The sequence below is a fragment of the Halalkalibaculum sp. DA3122 genome (assembly GCF_043951865.1).
Lineage (GTDB): Bacteria > Bacteroidota > Rhodothermia > Balneolales > Balneolaceae > JAMQKA01.
Genome location: NZ_JBINJF010000031.1, coordinates 1 through 23,852, shown reverse-complemented (window position 1 = coordinate 23,852; position 23,852 = coordinate 1). Strand labels below are relative to the sequence as shown.

At 50.0% G+C, this 23,852-nt stretch carries 23 protein-coding genes; 15 read left to right on the top strand and 8 right to left on the bottom strand.

Going from position 1 to position 23,852, the window contains the following annotated elements; translation table 11 throughout:
* Window positions 1-37 precede the first annotated feature (37 nt).
* Window positions 38-1,402, top strand: coding sequence for a sensor histidine kinase (locus ACG2F4_RS16115; protein WP_395261916.1), 1,365 nt, complete (start codon window positions 38-40; stop codon window positions 1,400-1,402).
* A gap of 124 nt (window positions 1,403-1,526) precedes the next feature.
* Window positions 1,527-2,018 carry a hypothetical protein gene (locus ACG2F4_RS16110; RefSeq protein WP_395261915.1) on the top strand — a complete coding sequence of 164 codons (492 nt, stop codon included), beginning with the start codon at window positions 1,527-1,529 and terminating at the stop codon, window positions 2,016-2,018.
* A 322-nt stretch (window positions 2,019-2,340) separates the two neighbouring features.
* Here ACG2F4_RS16110 and ACG2F4_RS16105 read toward each other — a convergent pair whose 3' ends face one another.
* The 4 genes from ACG2F4_RS16105 to ACG2F4_RS16090 form a co-directional block, all read right to left on the bottom strand.
* Complete coding sequence (locus ACG2F4_RS16105) at window positions 2,341-3,441, bottom strand: DUF3179 domain-containing protein (RefSeq protein WP_395261914.1); 1,101 nt, start codon at window positions 3,439-3,441, stop codon at window positions 2,341-2,343.
* 26 nt (window positions 3,442-3,467) lie between these two features.
* Window positions 3,468-4,427, bottom strand: a complete 960-nt coding sequence (locus ACG2F4_RS16100; protein ID WP_395261913.1) for a hypothetical protein — start codon at window positions 4,425-4,427, stop codon at window positions 3,468-3,470.
* 65 nt (window positions 4,428-4,492) lie between these two features.
* The gene (locus tag ACG2F4_RS16095; protein ID WP_395261912.1) at window positions 4,493-4,687 is read right to left on the bottom strand and encodes a hypothetical protein; all 195 of its coding nucleotides are present in this window, start codon (window positions 4,685-4,687) and stop codon (window positions 4,493-4,495) included.
* 105 nt (window positions 4,688-4,792) lie between these two features.
* Window positions 4,793-5,446 (bottom strand): RNA polymerase sigma factor, encoded by a 654-nt coding sequence (locus ACG2F4_RS16090; protein ID WP_395261911.1) that lies wholly within the window; start codon window positions 5,444-5,446, stop codon window positions 4,793-4,795.
* Window positions 5,447-5,492: 46 nt separating this feature from the next.
* Here ACG2F4_RS16090 and ACG2F4_RS16085 point away from each other — a divergent pair, with 46 nt between their 5' ends.
* From ACG2F4_RS16085 to ytxJ, 12 genes are all read left to right on the top strand, one after another.
* Window positions 5,493-6,602 (top strand): DUF3179 domain-containing protein, encoded by a 1,110-nt coding sequence (locus ACG2F4_RS16085; RefSeq protein WP_395261910.1) that lies wholly within the window; start codon window positions 5,493-5,495, stop codon window positions 6,600-6,602.
* 187 nt (window positions 6,603-6,789) lie between these two features.
* On the top strand, window positions 6,790-7,518 hold the full coding sequence (locus ACG2F4_RS16080) for a metalloregulator ArsR/SmtB family transcription factor (protein ID WP_395261909.1): 729 nt from the start codon (window positions 6,790-6,792) through the stop codon (window positions 7,516-7,518).
* Window positions 7,515-8,669: an NAD(P)/FAD-dependent oxidoreductase gene (locus ACG2F4_RS16075; RefSeq protein WP_395261908.1), complete on the top strand. Its 1,155-nt coding sequence runs from the start codon at window positions 7,515-7,517 to the stop codon at window positions 8,667-8,669. Before ACG2F4_RS16080 ends, ACG2F4_RS16075 begins: the two co-directional genes overlap by 4 nt.
* A gap of 150 nt (window positions 8,670-8,819) precedes the next feature.
* Window positions 8,820-10,181 carry a TolC family protein gene (locus tag ACG2F4_RS16070; protein ID WP_395261907.1) on the top strand — a complete coding sequence of 454 codons (1,362 nt, stop codon included), beginning with the start codon at window positions 8,820-8,822 and terminating at the stop codon, window positions 10,179-10,181.
* Window positions 10,182-10,235: 54 nt separating this feature from the next.
* Complete coding sequence (locus ACG2F4_RS16065; protein ID WP_395261906.1) at window positions 10,236-11,306, top strand: efflux RND transporter periplasmic adaptor subunit; 1,071 nt, start codon at window positions 10,236-10,238, stop codon at window positions 11,304-11,306.
* Window positions 11,307-11,330: 24 nt separating this feature from the next.
* Complete coding sequence (locus ACG2F4_RS16060) at window positions 11,331-14,552, top strand: efflux RND transporter permease subunit (RefSeq protein WP_395261905.1); 3,222 nt, start codon at window positions 11,331-11,333, stop codon at window positions 14,550-14,552.
* Window positions 14,553-14,628: 76 nt separating this feature from the next.
* Entirely contained in the window at window positions 14,629-14,940 is a 312-nt protein-coding gene (locus tag ACG2F4_RS16055; protein WP_395261904.1) for a hypothetical protein, read from the top strand.
* A gap of 193 nt (window positions 14,941-15,133) precedes the next feature.
* A complete protein-coding gene (locus ACG2F4_RS16050; protein ID WP_395261903.1) occupies window positions 15,134-15,337 on the top strand; it encodes a DUF2892 domain-containing protein in 204 nt (67 codons plus the stop codon).
* A 175-nt stretch (window positions 15,338-15,512) separates the two neighbouring features.
* Window positions 15,513-16,346 (top strand): helix-turn-helix domain-containing protein, encoded by an 834-nt coding sequence (locus ACG2F4_RS16045; protein WP_395261902.1) that lies wholly within the window; start codon window positions 15,513-15,515, stop codon window positions 16,344-16,346.
* 647 nt (window positions 16,347-16,993) lie between these two features.
* On the top strand, window positions 16,994-17,434 hold the full coding sequence (locus tag ACG2F4_RS16040) for a hypothetical protein (protein ID WP_395261901.1): 441 nt from the start codon (window positions 16,994-16,996) through the stop codon (window positions 17,432-17,434).
* Between the two features lie 48 nt (window positions 17,435-17,482).
* On the top strand, window positions 17,483-18,040 hold the full coding sequence (locus ACG2F4_RS16035) for a carboxymuconolactone decarboxylase family protein (protein WP_395261900.1): 558 nt from the start codon (window positions 17,483-17,485) through the stop codon (window positions 18,038-18,040).
* 125 nt (window positions 18,041-18,165) lie between these two features.
* Window positions 18,166-18,561: a bacillithiol system redox-active protein YtxJ gene (gene ytxJ, locus ACG2F4_RS16030; RefSeq protein ID WP_395261899.1), complete on the top strand. Its 396-nt coding sequence runs from the start codon at window positions 18,166-18,168 to the stop codon at window positions 18,559-18,561.
* Window positions 18,562-18,874: 313 nt separating this feature from the next.
* Here the strand turns inward: ytxJ and ACG2F4_RS16025 are convergent, their stop codons facing one another.
* Window positions 18,875-20,653 (bottom strand): arylsulfatase, encoded by a 1,779-nt coding sequence (locus tag ACG2F4_RS16025; RefSeq protein ID WP_395261898.1) that lies wholly within the window; start codon window positions 20,651-20,653, stop codon window positions 18,875-18,877.
* Between the two features lie 482 nt (window positions 20,654-21,135).
* Here ACG2F4_RS16025 and ACG2F4_RS16020 point away from each other — a divergent pair, with 482 nt between their 5' ends.
* A complete protein-coding gene (locus ACG2F4_RS16020) occupies window positions 21,136-21,366 on the top strand; it encodes a hypothetical protein (protein WP_395261897.1) in 231 nt (76 codons plus the stop codon).
* Here the strand turns inward: ACG2F4_RS16020 and ACG2F4_RS16015 are convergent.
* From ACG2F4_RS16015 to ACG2F4_RS16005, 3 genes are all read right to left on the bottom strand, one after another.
* Window positions 21,363-21,653 (bottom strand): sulfatase/phosphatase domain-containing protein, encoded by a 291-nt coding sequence (locus ACG2F4_RS16015; RefSeq protein ID WP_395261896.1) that lies wholly within the window; start codon window positions 21,651-21,653, stop codon window positions 21,363-21,365. The genes ACG2F4_RS16020 and ACG2F4_RS16015 overlap by 4 nt on opposite strands.
* A 152-nt stretch (window positions 21,654-21,805) precedes the next feature.
* Complete coding sequence (locus tag ACG2F4_RS16010; protein ID WP_395261895.1) at window positions 21,806-23,392, bottom strand: sulfatase; 1,587 nt, start codon at window positions 23,390-23,392, stop codon at window positions 21,806-21,808.
* Window positions 23,393-23,504: 112 nt separating this feature from the next.
* A partial coding sequence (locus tag ACG2F4_RS16005) for a sulfatase/phosphatase domain-containing protein (RefSeq protein ID WP_395261894.1) occupies window positions 23,505-23,852 on the bottom strand: 348 nt, incomplete at its 5' end.

Here is a 23,852-nt window from a genome sequence, read left to right as displayed (position 1 = left end):
ACATTCAAATTATGATGCAAGAATTCAGTTTTCGTATATGGGAGAAATAGAGCCGCAGAACAATCGATTTTACCTGAGTCGGAAATTAATCCTGATCGTTAGCCTGTTCATTCTTATTGCGAGCGTTCTGGTTGTACTTACCAATTTCTCCCTCAACATGATTGCAGCCACCAGCGACTACACAGCCTTGCTGTCTAAATGGAGCCAGCTTCACTACAGGTCCGAAATAACCATCCAGCAGTATGCACGAACAAAATCGGACTCTACATACCACAATTTCCTACAGATGAAACGTGAGATGGACCGGCTCCGGCAGCCCATTGACGAGCTGTTCCAGGACGAGGTGGATGCGGATCTTGTTTTTGAGTCGCTCCGCCCAGATCATATATATCCAAATGAAATTTCAACCCTGATCTTTGTTTTCAGCTGGTTTAACGATCTGCAAATAGTCGGCGAAATACGACAGGAGTGGCAGCAACTGCACCGAATTGAAACGGCTCAATCTGTACTGTTGAACTCACTGCACCGAAAACGGGAAACCGGAGCTCCCGGCCAAAATATAGTCGATCAATACGTGTCGGAGGCAACCCCGCTATACAGCCGGTGGAATACCCATCACGAGAGGTTGATGGGAAAGGTTGAAACTGCCTCCCTCGCCATCAAGCGGATCGGTTTGTGGATTAGCGTCATACTGGGGATCCTGCTGGTGCTGATTGGGATCGTTATTTCGGTTCGGGCCAGCAAAAGTGTCGGCCGATGGGAGCAGTCCCTGCATGAAAAAGAGATTCTGCTTTCAGAAATTCATCACCGGGTTAAAAATAACCTGGCCGCGATTTCAGGCCTCCTGGAACTGGAGGCTATGCAAAACAAAAATCCCGGGCAGGCCCTGAAGGAGAGCCGCGATCGCATCCACTCCATGGCCATAATTCATGAAATCCTGTACCAATCCCAGTCCTTTTCAAAAATCAGGTTAGACCATTATATCGAGGAACTGGCAGATCACATTTGTAAAACCTATACCGGTAACGCCATGAACGTTGAACTGACTTATGATTTAGAAAAGGTAACGCTGAATATAAACCAGGCTGTTCCCGCCGGACTCATTCTGAATGAGCTACTGGTAAATGCCATTGAATACGGATTTAGGGAGACCGCGCAAGGTATGCTCACGATACACCTGGATGAATCAGAAGGAAAGGTGCGATTATTGCTTCAGGATAACGGAAAAGGACAGTCCACCAAATTCGATCCTAAAAAAGCGGAAACTGCAGGCTTCGCCATCGTGGAAACATTGGTCAGGCAGCTGGACGGACGGTTGCGAATTAAACAATCCAAGGCCCCAACCGTTGAGCTGGAGTTCAGCAAATCAGAGGCTTCCGGTTCCAGTAACAGGTATCTGTAGGGGCCTTGCGAAGTCAAACAGGTAACTATATTAGTGTTATATCGATAACTAAATGCCTGTCAAGACCTGCCAGGGCTCTGTTCATTTTTAGTTTACCAATACTGGTGATAATTACTAATGCATTATGAAAAAAAGTCTGGAAAAAAATTTTAACATCATGCTGGCTGGGTTTCTGGCCAGCCTTGCCATGTTCCTGTTCATCTACATTGGAATCAATATCACCGGGCTGGCCCCCTTTAATGTCCCTCCTTCATCAGCCTTTTTGCATAATTTGGGGATCGAGGGAAGAGGGTACGCCTTACTTCTGCATTTCTGTTACGGAACTCTCTGGTCGTATGTATTCGTCTATACGTTTGAAGAGGACGTTTCTATTTCTAAAGCAATTATTCTCTCGCTCATCTTGTGGATTTTCATGATGCTGGTATACAGCCCGTTAATCGGCTGGGGCATCTTCGGGATGGGCTATGCAAGCCATTTACGTCCCGGCCATCCACTGTTTCTCTCCAACAGTTTCTCCTACATCGCCATCACGCTGGCTCTTCACTTGGTTTATGGATTTACGCTGGGCTACCTGAACAGCCGGTGGCTGAGAATGCAGTATCAGCAACACCGGTAGAGTTTACCCGGAATTTCTCACGATTCCCCTATAACTCAAATTCATCAGGGCATCCTCAAACAAATCACAAAAAGGCTTTTTCCCCGGCCTTGAGTGGATCGCGGAAGCCGAAACAAAATCCAGTACAGGCGTGACCTGTCGCGTCTCAACGAGCTTCAACGCCTGGGTCTTTCGTTTTTTGGATCAAGACAAGAGAAACACCTTGGTTTGAAAAAGATCTCCTGTTTCTCGTGGAGGCTTCTCAGTCGACTTTCCCTGTTCATTTTTTGTACGACATGAAAAACGAACCGAAACAGTCACCGGGTTCGTTTTCAAGGCCATCTCAATTTCTAAACCGATAAATTTCCACCTCCGGGAAGAAGTCGGCCCAGGCAAACCAGTACCCGGTGTAGGAGTTGGTCGGCCTCAGTCGTTCCCCTTTCCTCAGGCCCTCCACGGCATAGCCGAACAGGTCCCAGCGGTTGCCCTCCTGGTCTTCCATGATCACCGGCAAAGCATCCTGTACAGGCTCAAATTGAAGCTCGGTGCCATCTTCCGGACGTGCTTGGAAGGATACGGCAAAGTTGTGATTTGAGCTTCCGGCAATGATAACCTCCTGGCCTTCAACCTGGTCAGTTACCAGGTGAACCCCTTCTCCGAACATCCCGACCTGGTACACCTTCACCTGCGCGTCCTGGTCGGCCGGGCGTTCCGCTATGATACCGTGTACCCGGGCTTTGTTGGGTAGACGGCTGTCAGCATTTTGTACTGGAAACAGGGTTCCGGAATCTTCATCCCGGTAGTAATCGCGGCCGTACACGAAGCCGCTGTAATCCCGGCTGAAACCGGTATCGGTGGTAAGCACCTGCGAGTCGGGGTACATCTCTTTCCATGTGCTCCAGGTGGTTTGAACGACCTGTATCGTAGTTAGCGGCGACCCGGACTCCTCACCGTTTACCCCGCGCATCTGCATCTGAGAGTAACGGCTTCCCGTCCTGCGATCATAAGGGATGAGATTATTCCTGAACAACCAGCCGGATACCCCGAATTCAACTGTTTCTCCATTGATGGTTCTCTCCCACGCGATGGCGGTACCTGTCAGTGGACACAGGGTAAGGCAATACGGGAGATCTCCAGCCGCGTCGTTCACAATTTCGTGATGATCCATCACCTGGTGGGGATACGCTTTGACGGTATCCCCGATTTTGATCCCGGTGACCAGTCGACTATTGCCGACATAGCCGACCCCGCTTGCGGTGGAAAACCGGGGTTCGTCGATAGAAGGGATGCCATCGGGTCCCGGACCGCCATCCACGATCTCATCCTTCGGGATGAGCCAGTCGCCCTCCACACCCCGACTGCTGTCCGAGCTGTCAAATACGGAACCGCAACCTGCCAGTACCAGGATCAGGCTTGCTGCCATAAATTGCTTTAGATGTTTCATTCTATTCCCATGGTTTAAAATTGAACTTAAAAGATGACCCGCCTCCCGAAGTTGTAAAAAAGAGAGATCGAAGCGGTATACGCCGTAGTGGGCTGGGTACCATTAAGGTATTGATACACCGGTATTTGCCCCCCCACTTTTACGGATAGCTCCTGCGAAATACGGTACCGAACGGCCGGCTCCAGGTTAATCCATTTTCCACCGGTGTTGGGCAGCGTCTGGCCGTTGCGCCGGTCTGAGCTGGTAGACCGGTAATTGATCATCCCGATATAGGATAGGCCCGGCAGGAATGTATCTGTGATACCGGCATTAACCACCCACTCATTGCCAAACTTGTACCGGTCGTTACTTCCGAAGCGCTCACTGGAGCCGGTGATACGGTAGGTGTTAAACAGGAAAAAATTGATGGTCGAGGACGGTGCAAACGTTTTGGAAAAATAGGACCACAGCACCCCGTCCCAGGCCCCGGTTCCCGGCTGCATATCCATATTCAGGGCAATGCCGTTCTGGGACAGCGAGCTCCTGCCAAACGGAATTTTCCCGCCCCCGCCCACGGCCAGCTGGTATTGCTCACGCATCGTATTCTGATGCAGCACATATTTGAACAGCACTAGCCCGTCCCCGATGCCCTGCGTAGTTAGCTGATCATTGGCCCCGGGCGACCGAAGTCCGGTCCGCTGTTTGCGGACAAATGTGGTTGTGGCAGAGATAGTGAGTCGATCGGTAATCCCATAATTGAGTTCCAGCAATGTGGACTGCGTATTTCTCTCCACCGAACGGTTGGTTAACTGTGTTTTACCGGTATACAGATTGGAGATGTCATTGTACTGGTAGGTCACTCCGGCAAGGAGATTTCCCTTTGAGGCAGAACTGATGCTTTGGGAACTGATAAGCGGCGCGCCGGCACAACTACAGGTTTGACCAGGCAGGTCAGCAGGAATTAGAAAGGCGAAAGCGAGAAGAGTATATGCGAATTGCTTTTTCATACCTGGCAGTTTTGTTCCTTTTCTACTAGACTACCAGGTAACGGGGTATCTTACGTTTTAAAAATTTATGCCGGACTTTGAAGGCCTTCCATCGCATCAAGGAGGGCTTCGTACTCCTCCCTGCAGCTGCCGCACCGGTCAAGATGATCTTTTACCAGGGGCATCGCCTCCTCCGGCGATTTACCGGCCAGCTTCATTTCGGCGAACTGGTGCAGGTCCTCAAAGCACTCATCGCAGCCGATTTCATCGGATCTGGTCATTTTGACCATCCGAATCATTTTCTTTAACAGATCATTGGTTAACTTCATGACTAATAGGTAATTATAACTGTTTCTTTACAATAGACGACATTAAGGCGCGAATTCTTACAGCTTGTTGAGCATCTCATCCGGATCGATCCCCTCCAGCTCAAAACGGTGCTTTAGCTTGAGGCGTGCATCATGGACCACTTTGTACAGGGCATTCCTGTTGGTTCCCAGTTGTTCGGCTACGACCGAAGGGGGAATCCCGCTTATCACAATCGCTTTGATGGCGATTTTTTGCTTCTCGGTCAGCTCCTGGTTGATAATGGTCATCATCTTCTCCATCAGCTGCGATTCGTGCGTTGTACGATCCGGGGCCGGCTGGTTGTCGGCGACGCTCATCGAACGGATTTCACTGTCGTCGTCTTCATGCTTCAGGTCGTCAAGGGAGATATCGTCATACCGCTTTCTCCGCAGCTCCGTCAGCCCTTCGCGGACCGCAATTTTCATCGCCCAGGTGGTAAACTTGCTTTCTCCCCGGAACGTATGGATGTTATCCAGGATTTTGAGCAGGCTGTCCTGGGCCACATCTTCCACAAACTGATCCAGTTCACGATCCACGTATTTGGAAAGCGCCGGTTTCAGGCCCCTGATCAACACTTTTCGCAGGGCTCTTATGGCATTGTCATCAGGAGGAGATTCCAGGCCATTGATCCAGTCTTCATTGGATTGGTAAGAATCTTCCTTTTTCCCGCGTCTTTTAAACCAGTTGAGCATGCTTCTTTGTTTCTGAGATTGAACGAACTTATAAATACAGATACCGATGCTTCCATTCAAGTACACTGCTGCAACTATCGGATTTTTTTTGACGTTCGGTGCCGGTACGCTGCTGGCACAGGAAGACCTGTTAAAGGGGTGGGAGACGAATACCTCCAAATCCGTCATCGACATCGAAGAATTGATACCCGGCGGACCCGGTAAAGACGGCATTCCCGCTATTGACAACCCCGAGTTTGTCTCAACTGATGCCGCCCGGTCATGGGTCTCCAGCAAGGAGCCGGTGATAGCGGTTGAATACCGGGGAGAGGCCAGGGCCTACCCGCTGCAGATTTTAATCTGGCACGAGATTGTTAATGACCGCATCAGGGATACGCCGATACTGGTCACCTTTTGCCCGCTCTGCTACTCTGCGCTCGTATTTGAACGGCGCGTTGATGGAGAGGTGCTGAGATTTGGCGTTTCCGGCTTTTTGCGCCACTCCGACATGATTATGTATGATCGCAGAACCGAATCGCTGTGGCAGCAGTTTACCGGCAAAGCCCTGATCGGCGACTACGTCGGCACCCGGCTTAAACAGATCAACAGCCAGATCATATCCTTTTCCCAATTCCGAAACAGCTATCCCGACGGAAAGGTGCTGTCTCGCAACACCGGTCACAAGCGCCCCTACGGAAATAATCCCTACGGTGGATATGACGACATTAACAACACGCCGTTTGTGAAAACGGATACGAAAGACCTACCGCCGATGGAAAAGGTGGTTGGGGTTAAAGTCGGTGATGCTGCCAAAGCCTACCCGTACTCTGTAACCTCACAGGAGAATATCATTCATGATACCATCGCTGACACTGCCATTGTCCTGTTTCACATAAAAGGTGCCCGCTCCGCCCTGGATTCCACCGACATTTCGGCATCGAAAGAAGATGGATCAACAGGGGTCTTCGAGAGAGCGGTTGACGGAAAGCTGCTCACATTTGAAATGCGCTCGGGTCAAATTTACGACAGGCAAACGGGCTCCAAGTGGAGTATTACGGGCAGAGCCGTGGAGGGACCGCTCAAAGGGCACCGGCTTCGTCCGGTCACGGCCGGCGATTATTTCGCCTTTGCCTGGATGGTATTCTGGCCGGAAACGGAACGGTACGTGCCGGAATAAACAGGCATCAATTATACTCCTGGCTCCTCGGACAAGGTCACAAAAGGCGATATCTCGATCTCGGGTTCTTTTAGAGGGCTTTTCCGCACGCTAGTTTCGGGACACCAGTTGAAACCCGATATTCATTCAATAAAAATGTTGAATGTATTATTTTTTTGCCGTACTATTCATTCAACGAAATTATTGAATGACAAAGATTTCAACCCAGCATATGGACATACGGAAATTCAAAACAACCTTGTACCAGAAACTGTCGCAGGTCACCAAAGCGCTGAGCAATGCCCACAGGCTTGAAATCCTGGATTTGCTGGCCCAGGGGTCATTCCCGGTTGCGTACATTGCCGAGCAGATAAACTTGCCGGTGGCTAACGCCTCCCAGCATCTGCAGGTCCTGAAAAAGTCGGGACTGGTTAACACGCAACGCGAGGGCAAGTACATGTTCTATGAACTGGCGGGCGAACATGTATTCGAAACATGGTGCGCATTACGGAAGCTTGGGTTTGCCCAAAACGAGGAGATCAGCAAGCTGCTGAATGACTACCGAAACCGCCGCAACAGGTTAAAAACCATCAGCAGCACTGAGCTCAGTGAAAAGATGGACCGGCAGGAGATCTATCTCATCGATGTAAGACCGAGGGAGGAGTATGAGAATGGGCATATTGAAGATGCCGTTTCGTACCCGCAGAAAGAACTGAGTGAACGTATTAAAGAGCTGCCGGAGGACCGGGAAATCGTGGCGTACTGCAGGGGACCGCTGTGCCTGATGGCGGATGAAGCTGTCAAATACCTGCAAAAGCATGGGTTTAAAGCCGCCCGGCTCGGGGGCGGGTATGCCGACTGGGTAGCAAGCGATCAACCCGCGGACAACCCGGGGCTGGAAATTCACAATAAACAACGCAAAAAAAGAACGTTATGAAACCGACAATATTAGTTTTGGGTGGAGGAATAGGCGGAATCAGCACGGCCAGGGAATTGAGCCGGAAAATTGGTAACGAAGATGGTATTAACCTGGCCCGGATTTTGGTCTTTGAAAAGGAAAAGAGCAGCCTGTATGCTCCCTCCCTTACATGGATGATGGTGGGCAAAAGAGAAGAAAAACAGGTGTACGGGGATCTGTCCGACGTCGAACTCGGCGGTATCGAAGTTATCCACGGAGAGATCCAATCGATCGACCCCGAAAACAGAGCGGTAATCTCAAATGGCACGGAATACCGGGGGGATTATACAGTGATCTCTCTCGGAACGAAGCTGACGGATATTTACAATCTCAGCCGATATGGCCACAACTTCTATACCCCCGCCGGGGCCTCTTCTTTCTATGAGGATCTACAACAGTTTGAAGGCGGGGAAATCGCCGTGGTGGTCTCTTCCCTGCCCCACAAATCACCGGTGGCCCCCTACGAAGCCGCACTGCTTATCGATGATTTTATCCGGGAGAAAGAGATCCGCCAGAAAACCGGGATCACCCTCTATACCCCGGAAACCGGTCCCATGGATTTTGCCAGCGAAGAAATATCCGGCAAGGTTCGCCGACTAATGGAAGAGAAAGAGATCCACTACAAGCCGGAGCATACATTGATTACGGCTGAGAAAAACAGCCTGACGTTTTCAAGGCCTGAGAATAAAAATGTAAAAGCGGCATTCGATCTGCTGGCCTTCACTCCCAAACACACCGCCCCGGATCTCATACGGGAGGCGGGACTGACCGGAACATCCGGGTGGGTGGAAGTGGATGAGCAGACTTTGCAGACGACCCATGATAATGTATTCGCGATAGGCGACATCATCTCTCTCCCGGTCGGCGACGGGAAAACACTGCCGAAAGCCGGCGTATTCGCCCAATATCAGGCGGATACGGTTGCCCACAACATTGCCCGCATGTTACGCGGCAAGCAACCCAATAAAATGTTTGAGCCAAAAGGTTCCTACATCCTGGACCAGGGAGACAAGGCCAGCAAAGTTGACGGCGACTTCAATGCTGAAGAGCTGAAAATCAAAACCTCCAGCATGATCCGCCACTGGGAGAAAGTACTCACAGAAAAGGCCTGGTTCCTGAAAAATTTCTAATCCCCAAACCGATCACAATATGACACTGTCAAGCTCTTGCCAAATGGTACGGTACTGCATAATGGAAACATGCGAACCGGAGTAAAAAAGAGATGATCACAGAGCCGACAGGAATATAACCTCCATAACAACTTAAATTAATACCTGAAAATGAATTCAACCCATTCATATGTACCGGGAGTATATCTTCTTCTGATGATGTTACTGCTGCCGTTGTATGCTTCGGCACAGGATATCCCGTCCGAAAAAGAACCCCTGTTTCTTTCACTCGAGGAAGCCATTGAGCGGACCGGGGAGGAAAATTTTCGCATCAGGCAGGCCGAGTATGATGTCGAAAAGGTTCGGGGACAGTACCGCCAGACCAATGCCACATTTCTTCCGCAGCTTTCTGTCGAAGAGACGGGCATATCCACCAATGATCCGCTGAACGTATTCGGTTTTAAGTTGAAGCAGGAGGCCGTAACACAATCTGATTTTAATCCCCCGCGCTTAAACGATCCCGATTCCTACGACAATTTTACCACCAAATTCCAGGCAAGGCAGCCGGTTTTTAATGCGGATGCGATTTTCCAGCGGCGCGCCGTCAAAAAGCAGCTCGAGGCAGCGAGGGAGCAGCTTGAGGGAACGCTCCAACACGCGCGCTACCAAGTCAAGGAGACCTATTACCAGCTGCAGCTGATGGAAAACCAGTTGGAGGTGATCCGTAAATCGCTGGAGACGGCTCGTGAAAATGAGCGGCAGTCAAAAAATTATTACGAGCAGGATATGATCAACAGGGCCGATTACCTGGCTGCTCAAGTGCGGGTGCTGGAGCTTGAAAGCCGGCTGTCGGAGACCAACGATCAGCTGCAAACCGTACAGGATAACTTGCGATATCTGCTGAATATTGATGAGGAAATAACCATTGTAGCTACCGACAGCCTGCGTATGCGTCCCGGTATTGCCGATAACATGGTTAATCCGAAAAATGCCCGTAATTCACGGTTGGATGCGTTGGAGAGTCGAAAAGCGGCAGCGGAGGAGATGCTCCGGGCCTCAAAATTCAACTTCATCCCAAGCCTGAATCTGTTTGGCAGCTACGAGTTTAATGACCAGGTGCCGTTCGGTATGCAGGGAAACAGCTACATGGTGGGCGCCACGCTTCGATGGGACCTGTTCAGCGGATTTAAAAACGTGGGCAGGGTGATGGAGTCAAAAGCCGAACTGAAGCAAGCTGAGCTGGCCTACGAAAGCAATCGCTTTAAAAACAAACTGGAGATTCAGCAGGCGCAGCGATCAATTGACCAGGCCCAGGAACAGCTCCGGTTTGCGGAAGCCTCGGTAGAGCAGGCCGAGGAGGATTTTCGAATCCGCAACAATCGATACAGGGAGGGACTCGAGAGAACGACGGATCTGCTCCAGGCGGAAACCAAGCTGTTGCAAAGCAAAATGAAGCGCCTGAATGCCCTGTATCAATACAATTTGAGTTTGGCTGCGCTGGAGCTGCTCATGGAAAAAGAGATGCCTTACTAATCAGTTTTAAAACGATTTTAACACAAAATAAACAGCACAATGAAAGAGCAGATCATGAATATATCAGGCAGACTAATAACGGTATTTACGGTACTTGCGCTGGCTGGCGCAGCCTGCAGCTCTTCGGAGCAGCCGGATTCGCAGCAAACGAAACCGATTTCAGTGACCACACAGACGGCGGAGTTTGTAAACAGCAGCTCGACACACCGCTTTTCAGGTACGGTAAGCAGCGACCAAACGGTCCATTTGAGTACCAAAATTATGGGGCGTATCTCTCAACTTGATGTCGAAGAGGGGGATTACGTTCAGGATGGAGACCTGCTGGTGCGTATCAAAGATGACAACGTGATGGCGCAGAAACGGCAGGTGGAATCAAGCTTGTCGGAAGCCAAAGCGGCGCTTCAAAATACCGAGACCAACTACAACCGGATTAAAAACCTGTATGAGCAGGAAAGTGCCACCAGGAAGGAGCTCGATGATATCTCCACCCAGTACGAGATGGCCAAGGCGAGGGTGGCTGCGTTAGAAGGACGCCTGGCGGAGATTGAGGATATGCTGGATTACACGCAGCTGAGAGCTCCTTTTAATGGCTACGTTACCGCTAAAATGGCATCGCAGGGCGACATCGCCAGCCCCGGTCAGCCGATTCTTTCTGTGGAACAGGAAAATGTGATGAAGGTGAAGGTCACGGTTCCGGAAAGCAGAATATCACTATTTCATCTTGATGATACCGTTTCGGTAGATGTACAAGCGGCCGGCTATTCTGAGGGGCAGGGTATAGTGAAAAATATTAACCAGGCCGGCAATCGCGGCAGCCGGCAGTTTTCGGTGGAAGTGATGCTGCCGGAGGCAACCGGGGTAAAATCAGGCATGTTTGCCGAGGTAAGCCTTAAAACGCAGCAGGACCAGGTTATTGTGGTGCCGAAGTCTGCCCTTATTGAGCGCGGTCAGCTTACCGGGTTATACACCCTCAATGATGATTCTGAGATCGTATTGCGCTGGGTACGTCTCGGCGATGAAAATGGTGACGGCATTGAAGTACTGTCCGGATTGACGGCGGGCGAAGCATTTGTGGCTTCGGCAGATCAGCCGTTGGCCGAGGGACAAAAAGTAAGTACACAGTAACAGAAATTATTTACCAACCGTATTATGAAAACCGGAATTGCAGGTAAAGTTGCGCAGGGCTTCATCGATTCAAAGCTGACCCCCTTGCTGATGATCGTGTTTCTGGCGCTCGGATTTTATGGAACATATCTGACGCCGCGCGAAGAGGAGCCCCAGATTGATGTGCCCATGGCGGATATTTTTATAGGATACCCCGGGGCAACGCCTGAAGAGGTGGAGAAACGGATCTCAATCCCCATGGAGAAAATGCTCTCCAACATTGAAGGGGTTGAATACGTGTATTCAACCTCCATGCCCGACCAGGCGATGGTCTCGGCCCGTTTCTACGTCGGGGAGGATGTAGAGCGGAGCCTGGTGCGGCTCTACAATGAGATCATGAAGAACATGGACCGGTTTCCCGAGGGGGCGACCCAACCCATGGTGAAAACGAGGTCGATCGATGATGTGCCGATAATGACCCTGACGCTGTGGAGCGATGCATACAGCGATTTTGACCTGCGGCGCATGGCTGATGAACTTTCGCTGGATATCAAACAGATCGAAGATGTCGCTCAAACTGGTATCCACGGGGGCCGAACGCGACAGGTGTCGGTAAGCCTGGATAAACACAAGATGGCCTCCTACGGCATCGATCCGCTGAAGGTCGCCGGACAAATCCAGGTGGCCAACCGGGAGTTGTCGTCGGGATCCTACAGCAAAAACGATACGGAATACCTGGTTGATACGGGCGACTTCTTCCGAACTGCCGAAGAGGTTCGAAATATCGTTGTGGATGTTCAAAATGGGGATCCCATCTACCTGCACAGTATTGCCGAGATTCGAGACGGACCGGAAGAGCCTTCCGAGTACGTCTCGTTTGGGGTGGGTAACCAGATGGCGGAAGAGACCGGGTTGAATGTGGGAGAATCGTATCCCGCAGTGACCATATCGGTTGCCAAGCGGTCGGGCGCTGATGCCATGGCGATTGCCGAACAGATCGAAAATAAAGTAGATAAACTGGACGGGAGCCTGATCCCCTCTGATGTACATGTAACAACCACCCGAAATTACGGGGAGACGGCTTCAGCCAAGGTATTCTCCCTCCTTGAGCACTTGCTGGTTGCCATCCTGGCGGTAACGTTTGTGGTGGCGCTGGCGCTGGGCTGGCGCGGCGGACTGGTGGTCTTTTTGTCGGTGCCGGTAACCTTCGCGCTCACCCTCTTTCTGTACTACATGTTCGGCTATACGCTGAACCGCATTACGCTGTTTGCGCTGGTCTTTGTGACGGGAATTGTGGTGGATGACTCGATTATTATCGCCGAAAACATGCACCGGCATTTCAAGATGAAAAAGCTCCCGCTTAAACAGGCGGCAATCGCTTCCATAAGTGAAGTGGGCAACCCGACCATTCTGGCAACGTTTACCGTTATTTCGGCGGTGCTGCCGATGGCTTTCGTATCGGGATTGATGGGACCGTATATGAGTCCGATGCCCATTGGTGCCTCCCTGGCGATGATCTTCTCGCTGATAGTGGCCCTGATTATTACGCCCTGGCTGGCCTATATTTTGCTGCCGCACGGCAACAAGAAAGACAACAATGGAGAAGAGCCGAGCTATGATCTTAAAGAAACGGTCATCTACAAATGGTATGAGCGTGCAATGACGCCCCTGCTCGAAAGTGTTGCCATGCGCTGGACTTTTATTGTCAGTGTAACGGTATTGCTGCTGGGGTCCACCCTGCTGTTTTACTTCCGCGCGGTAGAGGTCAAAATGCTTCCCTTTGATAATAAAAATGAGGTGCAGCTGATCATCGATATGCCGGAAGGGACCACGCTGGAGCGGACCAATGCGGTGGCTCGCGAGGTGGGACTGAGCCTGAAGGGAGTCCCCGAAATTAAGGATTATCAAATTTATGCGGGCACGAATGCTCCCATAAACTTTAACGGGCTGGTTCGTCACTACGATCTGCGCTCCGGAGCAAATGTGGCTGACGTGCAGGTCAATTTGGTAGACAAGGGCAAACGCAGCGATCAAAGTCACGCGATTGCAAAACGCATACGCCCGGTTGTACAGAAAGTGGGCGAAAAATATGACGCCAACGTAAAAGTTGTGGAGGTCCCGCCCGGACCGCCCGTTCAGTCCACCATAGTCGCAGAGGTATATGGACCAGATACGGATGAACAAGAGCGCGTAGGCAAGGAAGTCAAAGATATCTTTGAACAGACGGCCGGTATTGTGGATGTGGACTGGATGAAGGAAGCACCTCAGACCAAGTACAAGCTGGATATAAATACCGAAAAAGCGATGATGTCGGGAATTACCTCCGGCCAGGTCGTAAGAACAGTGACGATGGCGCTGAGTGGTCAAACTGTGTCGCGTATTTATGACGAAAAGGAACTCAATGACGTGCCAATCGTCGTAAAGCTGCCGAAAGCGGATCGCTCGGATGTGGAAAAGCTGAAACAGTTGTACATGCAGTCGGCATCGGGACAGATGATTCCGGTTTCGGACCTGGTGACCGTGCGCGAAGATACGCTTGAGTCGAGCATCCACCGCAAAAACCAGCGGCGCGTAACCTACGTGCTGGCAGAGGTGGCCGGCGAAATTGAGAGCCCGGTGTACGCCCTGCTGGATACCGGTGACGAGATCGATAATATAGAAATGCCTGCGGGGTACAACTTGGCGCAAATATTTGCCGGACAACCTTTTATGACGGATGACTATACCCTGAAGTGGGACGGCGAATGGCAGATTACCTACGAAGTGTTCCGTGACCTGGGTATCGCCTTTGCCGTTGTGCTGGTGATTATTTACATGCTGATTATCGGCTGGTTCCAGGATTTCAAGGTGCCCATCATTATGATGATCGCCATCCCGCTTTCGTTGATCGGTATTCTCGTGGGCCACTGGGTACTGGGCGCCTTCTTTACGGCAACCTCGATGATCGGGATGATTGCCCTGGCCGGCATCATGGTGCGCAACTCGGTATTGCTGATCGACTTTATCAACATACGGATCGACGACGGCGAATCGCTAAAACAGGCCGTGATCGAAGCGGGTGCGGTACGCAGCATGCCGATTCTGCTGACAGCCGGTACCGTTGTTATTGGTGCCGTGGTCATCCTGTTTGACCCGATATTCCAGGGATTGGCCATCTCGCTGATGGGCGGTGCTGTTGCCTCTACGGCGTTAACGTTATTAATGATTCCGCTGATCTTTTATATGGTGGAAAACAAGGTTAAGGAGCTGAAAGAAAAGAACGCATAAGGCGAGCAGATATATCGTGGCCGGGTTGGATTGTGATTCCGGCCGCGATCTATCACTAAATCAAAAAACGAATACTATGAAATTACTAATCATACTCAGCATCGAAGAATACACCGATGACGTACGCAAGATTTTAGCCCGACAAAAGGTACCCATTTACAGTGAAACGAATGTGCACGGGTTCCGAACGGACGAGTACCAGCCGGACATCACAAACTGGTTTGCCGGCGACGATCACGGCGTGTACTCCACGCTGTTCTTTTCGATACAGGATGGAGCCTGCGTAGAGCGCGTGCTCGAAGAAGTCAAAGCCTACAACAGGGAAACCGGTGCCGAAAAGCAGAATCCACTGCACGCGTATTCGCTGAACGTTGAAGAATCAGCATAATTCGGGCATCCTTTGTAACAGGCTATTTAAACACCAATAGCTAATTGGGTCAGTGGATGAAGTGTTCATTTTTTTAAATGAGTCAACAACGAACAGGGAAGAGTGATACGGAAGTCCCCTAATTTAAACCCTGGAAACCCCACGGAGCAATATTATGAGTAACAAAACTACCTCCTGTTCAACAATGCGGCCTATGGAGCGTGCAATACGAATCCTGGCCGGCACGATGGTAACCATAAGTTTGGGATTGGGCTATTTCGTAAGTCCATACTGGCTTTTGCTTACCCTGTTTGTCGGTCTGAACCTGTTCCAGTCGGCATTTTCCCACTGGTGCCTCGCCGAACAGATCTTTGCCAGGCTGGGAGTGGGCGACGAGAAAAAATCTGTCCCTGACTAACGTTTCTCACAAGTATTTAGCCTGAATTTGTGTTTTCTAAAGAATAACGGCAACCGATCCACACGGATCTCTTCAGGAATCCATAAAGTTCCGGCGCCGGGAGTAAGATTTGCCAAATCAAAGGCATCCATAGTCTGAACATGAGACTCATAAAACGATCTTCAGGCATTCAGATATGGTCAAAATATACCGGGATGACGAGCTGGGCAGCAAGATGATCCTGACGGACCATCACAGCGATATTGACAGGTACGATGGAGACGATTTCTTTAAAATACTCTGGAATCGCGGCTCCCCGTTCGGCCTCATGATAAACAATGTGGAGGTTACGGTTGGACGGGATAACCTCATCTGCCTTACGCCCCTGCAAAACCCTGACTTCTCTGCTATTGCTCGTGATTACCAGCTGCTGCTGTTCAACAGGGAATTTTATTGCATCCACGAGAACGACAATGAGGTATCCTGCGAGGGGTTGCTTTTTTGGGGATCCTCCGAACTGCCCGTACTGAATCTCAATGACCAGGAGGTGCCCAAGTTTGAAACCCTGTTCCAGGTGCTGATTGATGAGCTTGACACCCGGGACCGGATCCAGGGAGAGATGCTGCGAATGCTGCTGAAGCGGTTAATTATCAAAAGCACGAGGCTCGCCCGCAAGCAGTTTTTCCCGGAGGATATCGGGGAGCACCAGACCGAGCTGATCCGCCAGTTTAATATCCTGGTGGAACAGCATTACAAAGAGCATCACCAGGTAAGCGCCTACGCGGAGATGCTGCACAAATCTCCCAAAACTCTTTCCAACGTATTTGCCGAGGCGGGACACAAAAGTCCGCTTGAGATGATCCACTACCGAATAGCCCTGGAAGGGAAACGCCAGCTTCTCAAGACCGACAAGCTTGCCAAGGAGATCGCCTACGAGCTCGGCTTCTCGGAACAGGCCCATTTCAGCCGATTTTTCAAGAAGGAAACCGGTATGTCTCCCTCGGCCTACCGGAAAAGCATCACCAGTTAGCCCGGGTTCTGCTACCGTACAGGGAACACAAGCGGATGGATTATGGCAGTAAAATGGTAGCTTAACCTGAGTTCTACATAGTGATCTCAACCAGAATGCCTGTTTGCCTTGAAATGGCAAGAAAACAGTCCCTCCTCGAGGAGGGTGGGCCAATCGCGTGGGTTTTGCGATTGGGTCGGGAGGTGCAGGTCTGACATAGAATAACACCCCTCCCGCCTTCGGCGGGGCTCCCCTGAAGGGGAGATTAAAGCCCTGCCACAACAAATTAAGAAACAATGTTCAAACTGATGTTTTGCAAAGCCCTCTGATTTTTAATTCTTCACTGATTACCCTCCTGTCCCCCCCCCTTCGAACATCACTTCCAGCTCTTTCATAATAACCGCCACAATGGGGAAGGCACCCCGTAAAATTCATAATCCTTCATCCATAATCCCCCCCTTCCACGATCCTGAGCCCTCCGGCAGAATACAGCAGCGACGCGATTTAGTTATTGGTTCAAACAAATAACGAATGAACAGGGAAGGAGTATTAAAGAAGCACCAAAAAGGAAAAATTGATAAGGATATGGGAAGAGTGGTCATTCGCATTCTGACTGGTTCCATAGATATTGGGGCAGAATCAAAATCGAAACAAACCCAAAACATACTATGGAATCACTCAACTGGAAGAAAGCGATTATTGCCGGAGTCGTTGGTACCGTTCTATTTGATATCGTTGGCCTGATTTTTACCGGCCAGTGGTGGGATATTCCCGGACTGCTGGGGCAAAAGACGGGACTGGGATTTGCCTACGGCATATTCGGCCACTATGGCAACGGCGTGTTGCTGGCGATCCTCTACACCGCCATTGCCCCTCACCTGTGGGGACCCTACTGGCTCCGGCCGTTGATCTTTGTTACGGCCGAGACTATCGCGCTGGTCTGGCTCTTCATGCTGCCCCTGCTTGGAGCGGGCGTAGCGGGACTTGATCAATCGGCCATGACACCGGTGGTCACCCTGCTTCGTCACTTTGCCTTTGCACTTCCGCTCATTTTTTGGATCAACCGGGATTTTAAGCAGCAATCTACAACATCTGAAGCTACAGCCTGATCTTGTACATCGCACGTTAATCACTCAACAAATCAAACACTACTTATTATGAATTTTACTATCTATAACACCGACAATGCACCGGAAGAATCGAAACCATTTCTCGAAGCGGCCAGGGAAAAATTCGGCTTCCTCCCCAATTTACTGGGAGAGTTTGCCGAATCGCCGGCCCTGCTGGAGGGCTACCTGAAGCTGAACGAAATCGTCGGCAAGACAGACTTCACTCCCAAAGAACAGCAGCTGGCAATTTTGGCAGTCAGCGTAGAAAACAAGTGCCATTACTGCACGGCCGTTCACTCCACGATCCTGCGCAACCAGATCAACGCCGACGACGAGATTGTCGATGCCGTCCGCAACGGGGATCCGCTGCCGGACTCAAAACTGAACGCACTGGTTACCTACGTAAAGAGATCCGTTCAAAAACGGGGCTTTGTGGAAGAAAGCGACCTCCAGGCGTTCCTGGATGCCGGCTACAGCAAGCGGCAGGCGCTGGAGGTGAACCTGGTGATCGCCCTTAAGACGATGAGCAACTACACCAATCACCTGGCTGTCACCCCGGTCGATGAGCCGTTTGAGCCGGAAAAGGTCGAATTTGCCACGGTATAACCCGTAAAAAGTATAACAGTCGCAATGGCAGGTCCGGAACGCTACGGGCCTGTTTTGCGATTTAACAGCGTTAAAATCTGCCGGTATCAACAGCAGTGGCAGCCATAAACACAACAACTATTATTATGAGTTTTTTTGATCGAATTAGAGATAAATCTTCTGAATCGGACGAACGTGAACTATGGAATAGCATCCCCGGGTTGGAAGATATTGAATCCATGCTGGAGAACTCCGAAGAACGGCCTCAGCTCATTTACAAGCACAGCCATCGCTGCAGTGTCTGTTTCCTGGCCCGGCAAGAGCTTGACAAGATTACCAACCAGGCAAGTGAGATCGCCGACCTGTATTTGGTCAATGTTATTCACCAGCGAGACGTATCCAATGCTATTGCATCCACACTGGATGTCCGCCATGAATCGCCCCAGGCTATTGTCGTAAACAACCGATCCGTTGCCTGGAAGGGATCGCACTGGGATGTCAAGGGAAACAAGATACTGGAATTGCTGAACGGTCTTGTATAAGCAAAGCTTTACAGATGCTGGCATGCTTTAGCCTGCATGTCTCACGATAATAGAGTCTGAATACGTGTAATGCCTTGACAGGATGCAAGTTACCTTAATTTTAAGGCTGGAATAAACCTAACAGTGTGTATCGGGCTACAAAATAGTCCCGTCTGCTGCGTTAAAGTTGGAAATCGCGCTCTCAATGCATCAATATACGTTTCGCTTGCGATTACCACTTCGCCTTGCACACGAACCAATTTCTTGGTGAATACTCCGGGTAAAACCAATCCCTAATAATCCATAATAGCCTGTGTTCAACGGTAGTATTTGTTTACTCTATTCTCGTCAACATCAACAGCCGTACGTCCGCTACCTCATCCCCGGGCATTTCGGAGGCCTTCAGTGTCAATGTGCCTCGTCCCTTTTCCAGTTCAATGGTTCCCATGTCCAACGGTTTGAAATCCTTCACATACGACTCAATCCGCTCCACGCGGTCATGCTCCATCCCCTCCAGCGGGGGGTCGTGGGGCTGGCCGACGACCGTTTCCACCGAGTGGGACCCAAAGGACAGTGATATCGTTGAACCCACATCTTCCGGCCGGCAGGTATAATACAGATCAACAGTAAATTTTCCATCATTTATTACCTCAACGTCCCAGGTAATGCTGTCCTGCTTGCTTGTCCAATTGGTGAAGAAGGAGGCATTGGGGAATCGGTTGGACCGCTCAATATTGCCGTGGGCCGCCCCATCCCGCGCCGGCAGCTGCGTGTACCGGAAGTCCGGGTGCCCCACCGGGAAGGGGCGCGGGGCCTCCGGATGTTCCGGGATCACCTGCTGTTCCCAGCGCGCCACGGTGTCCCTGAGAGATTTCGCCAGCTCCGGGTGCTGGTCGGAAACGTCCTGCTGCTGACCCCGATCCTGCCTGATATCGTAGAGTCTTCCCTCGTGGTCCAGCCGGTAGGTGCCGGTTCGCACGCTGGTCCGGCCCCGCCAGTGGGCAAACAGCAGGCGGTCCTGCCACTCGGGATTATCGGAAAGCAGCAGCGGCTCCAGGCTTTTCCCGTCTACCGGGTGCCGGGGCTGCATATCGATTCCGGCCAGGTCAGCGAGCGTCGGCATCAGGTCGATGGCACCGGTCACCTCCTCCACCTGTTTGCCGGCCTCAATTTTTCCCGGCCAGCGAACAAACAATGGAGATCGCACGCCACCCTCATCTGTCGAGCCTTTCCGCCCGCGCATACCGCCGTTCCACCGCCAGCTGTTGGGACCGTTATCACTTATATACAGCACGATTGTGTTTTCTTTAAGTCCCAACCTATCCAGTTTCCGATTGAGGCGCCCCACATTCCAGTCAATATTTTCCACCATTGCCAGGGCGGCCCGCGTGAACTGCGGGTCTTCTTTTTCGGGATCCCGGTGCCGCATCTCCAGCTCCGTGCCCTCAAACTGGTTCCACCAGCGATCCGGGACCTGCATCGGTGAGTGCGGAGTATTGTATGGGATATATGCGAAAAACGGCTCGTCTTGATTGGCATCAATAAATGAAAGCGCTTTATCTGTTAAATCATTTACTATGTATCCTTCACCCTGAACCAACCTGCCATTGCGTTCCAGAAATTTCGGGCTGAAGTAATCGCCCCAGTGACCGGAGGCGAACCCGTAGAACTCGTCAAATCCGCGCCCGTTCGGGTGGTAGGGATACTGCATCCCGTTGTGCCATTTGCCAAACACGCCGGTGTGGTATCCTGCCTGCTGGAACACCTCGGCTATCGTGGTCTCATCCAGGTCCATGCGCTCTCCGCCGGCCGAAGTGCTGTACACGCCGCTGCGCGGGTGATACCGGCCGGTCAGCAGCTCCGCCCGCGTGGGCGAGCAGACCGGCTGCACGTAAAAGTTGGCGAATGAAGCTCCTTCGTAGGCAAGAGAGTCAATGTTTGGCGTCCTGATGTTTTCATTTCCGTGAATACTCAAATCCCCCCAGCCCTGGTCGTCGGTGACGATGAGTACAATATTCGGCAGTGCGTCGTCCTCACTGGTATTGCTTCCGCTGCATGCACCAAGCAACAGTACCCACTGAGTGATGATAAGAAGGTAGTTTATTCCTTTCATTTGTATTTGAATGTCATGATTGATCGTGTATCCAATACCTGTCATATTTACGGGATCAAGTGGATCATACAATAAACAAAACCTGACAGGTACGATTTTTGACCCGGTTTCGCAGATGTCGAACATTTTCATGGTTCGAGCAAGCCCGGGTTGACTATTAAACCGTGTTATAGGGTTACACCGGTTCTTGTTTTTTTAATCAAGACGAACAGTTATCGCCACCCCAGTATCATTACAGTATATTATTTATGAAAACTATTTATGTTGACACCTCCGTTTTGGGTGGCAAGTTTGATGAAGAATTCGGTTACTGGACTCAAAAATTTTTGATCAAGTTATTACAGACAACGTTCAACTTCTAAAATCAGATGTAGTTGATGATGAATTAACAGGAACTCCTGGATTTGTTCGTGAATTTGTTAATTCACCTCCGGGTAAAGTTATTCAACATATTGAGTTATCGGAATAAGCTATTTTGTTATATGAACAGTATATCAAAGAAAGAGTTGCTGGGAAAGCCAGCAGAGCTGATTGTTTTCATATTGCGATTGCAACCCTTTCAAAAAGCAGATTTACTGGTACGTTGGAATTTTAAACATATCCTAAATATCGAACGAATTCATGGCTATAATGCTGTAAATCTTAAAAATGGTTTTCAAATGTTAGAAATAAGAAAACCAAGAGAAGCCTCTGATTATGAAGACAACAACTAAAAAAGTTTGACTGTGTAAGCAGTTTGATTTTGATCCGGCATACTTTCTCCTTTCAACAGATGTGACAAACTCTCACCCTGAAGTATTTCCGGTGCTGATGCAGAGTATCCCGGTAAATCTGTAAGGGTTGGATAAGGATCGATCAATTCCGTGATAACTTCTGATTCGGTTCCGTAATTTCGTTCAAAATAATCCCCCGGTACCGAAACAATCAAAGGAACCCGAATGCTACCCTCCCAAAGACTGATTTTAGACCAGTTGTCATGCTCGCCCAAAGTTGTACCCATGATCAGATACAAAAATCACTATAGTGAGGAGGATGTTTGGTTTATCAGCGGTCTGCACAACTCAGCCTCCATCTCAGAATTACATCCAGCCAGGTAAAAGAACAAAACCCGGAAATATTGATAAAAAAGGGTTTGAGCACCCAACAGTTTGTTTACTCATCCCAGGTATTATCTTCATATTTATCCTGAAGCTCGTCAATCCTATTCTTAAGTCTTTGCTGCACATCGGTATACTCCGGGTCGTCATATACACTTTGGATCTGTTCGGGATCGGATTCAAGATCAAACAGTTCCCATTCATCGTGATTGGGATAATGAACAAGTGTATACCGGTCTGTGCGAACACCATAATGCTTGGCTACTTCGTGTACTCTTGGCGGACCTTCATAATAGTGGTAATAAACCGCATCACGCCAGCCTTGCGGATTTTCACCTTTCAGCAAAGGCACTATCGATTTACCCTGCATCCTTTCTGGGATTTCTGCATCGGCCAGCTCTAAAATTGTGGGGGCCAGATCCAGGTTTTGAACCAGTTGTTTGTTTATCGAACCCGCCTCGATTCCTTCCGGCCAGTGTACAATCAGCGGCATACGCATCGACTCTTCGTAGATCCAGCGCTTGTCAAACCAGCCATTTTCACCCAAAAAGAATCCTTGATCACCTGCATAAATGATGATGGTGTTGTCGAGCAGATTCTCCCGTTCCAGATAAGCCATCATCTTTCCAACCTCATCATCCACTTCCCGGATCACCCGCAGGTAGTCCTTGATGTAACGCTGATATTTCCAGCGGAGGAGTTCCTCTTCGCTCATCCGATCGTAATTTTCGTAGAGGTATTCGTTGTCTTTTTCGTAAGCATTGTTAATGCGTTCAAGTTGTTCGTCCGTCAGTCGATTTCGTTCCACGAGATTGTCCCATCCCTCACTCGGTTCCCCCGTTTCGGGATTGGTCGGAACTTTCAGATCCCAGGCCCACCGCATGGTGGTTCCGATCTCCATGTCCTGTTCGTGGGCTGGTGTTGCCAGACCGGAATAGTCGTAGAAAAGTGTGGGAGGTTCCGGTATATCACGCATTTGATAATCATTGAGTGCGGGACCCGGCAGCCAGTTTCGGTGCGGGGCTTTGTGGTTGTAAATCATCATGAAGGGTTTGTCCCTGTCTCTTTGCAGCCTGAGCCACTCAATCGCTCTGGTGCCAATTATTTCCGTGGTATGGCCGTGCCTGTCTACATCTCCGTTTGAGGTCCTCATGGTTGGATTATAGTACGGACCTTGTCCATATAAAACTTCATAATAATCAAATCCCTGGGGTTCGGTTCCCAAATGCCATTTCCCAATCATAGCCGTCTGGTAACCGTTTCGTTGAAGAATCTTAGGAAAAGTTTCCAGGTCAACAGATATCTCTTCACCATTTGTCAATACGCCATTTTTGTGGCTATGTAATCCCGTCAACAGAACGGCACGGGAAGGTTTACAGATGGAGTTGGTGACAAACGCGTTGTCGAACCGCATGCCGCCTTCGGCCAGGCGATCGATATTTGGTGTGGGAGTATGATCCAGCTTCAGGCCATAATTCAACACATCCTGGTAGGCTCCGATGGATTGCGCAGTGTGATCGTCGGAGTACATGATGATGATATTGGGTGAATCAGTGGACTGGTTTTCCCCCTCATAGCCTTTCAATCCCACGAATATTACGGTCAAAAAAAAGAAGGCAGAAATAGTGATTACTTTTTTCAATACTCCTCTATGACTTTTCCAAGTAAAATACATACCAATTGTTTTGATTTGATTAAATAAGTATGAATCGAATTCAATAAAATAGAAAATATAATTACCGGATTATTATCAATTATTCATCCGCCCAACAAGGCAGCGGAGCACCTGTTTCCTGTAGCCAGCCTTCCAATTGTTGCATTAATTGTACTCTTTTTCCAGGCATCTGCCTGGCAAGGTCAGTTTCCTCACCTGGATCATCCGCGAGATCGTAGAGCTCAACATCACCTGTTTCGTAGAATTTCATAAGTTTCCAACGTTCAGAACGTACTGCGCTCACTGGACCTGTTCTCCATCTTGAATTCGGATACCCCGGAAAATGCCAGTACAATGCTTCGCGATTTAAGGAGTTATCCGGATTCTCCAATAACGGAGTCAGGCTAACCCCATCCAGCTGATAGCCTTCGGGGTTTTCAAGCCCTGC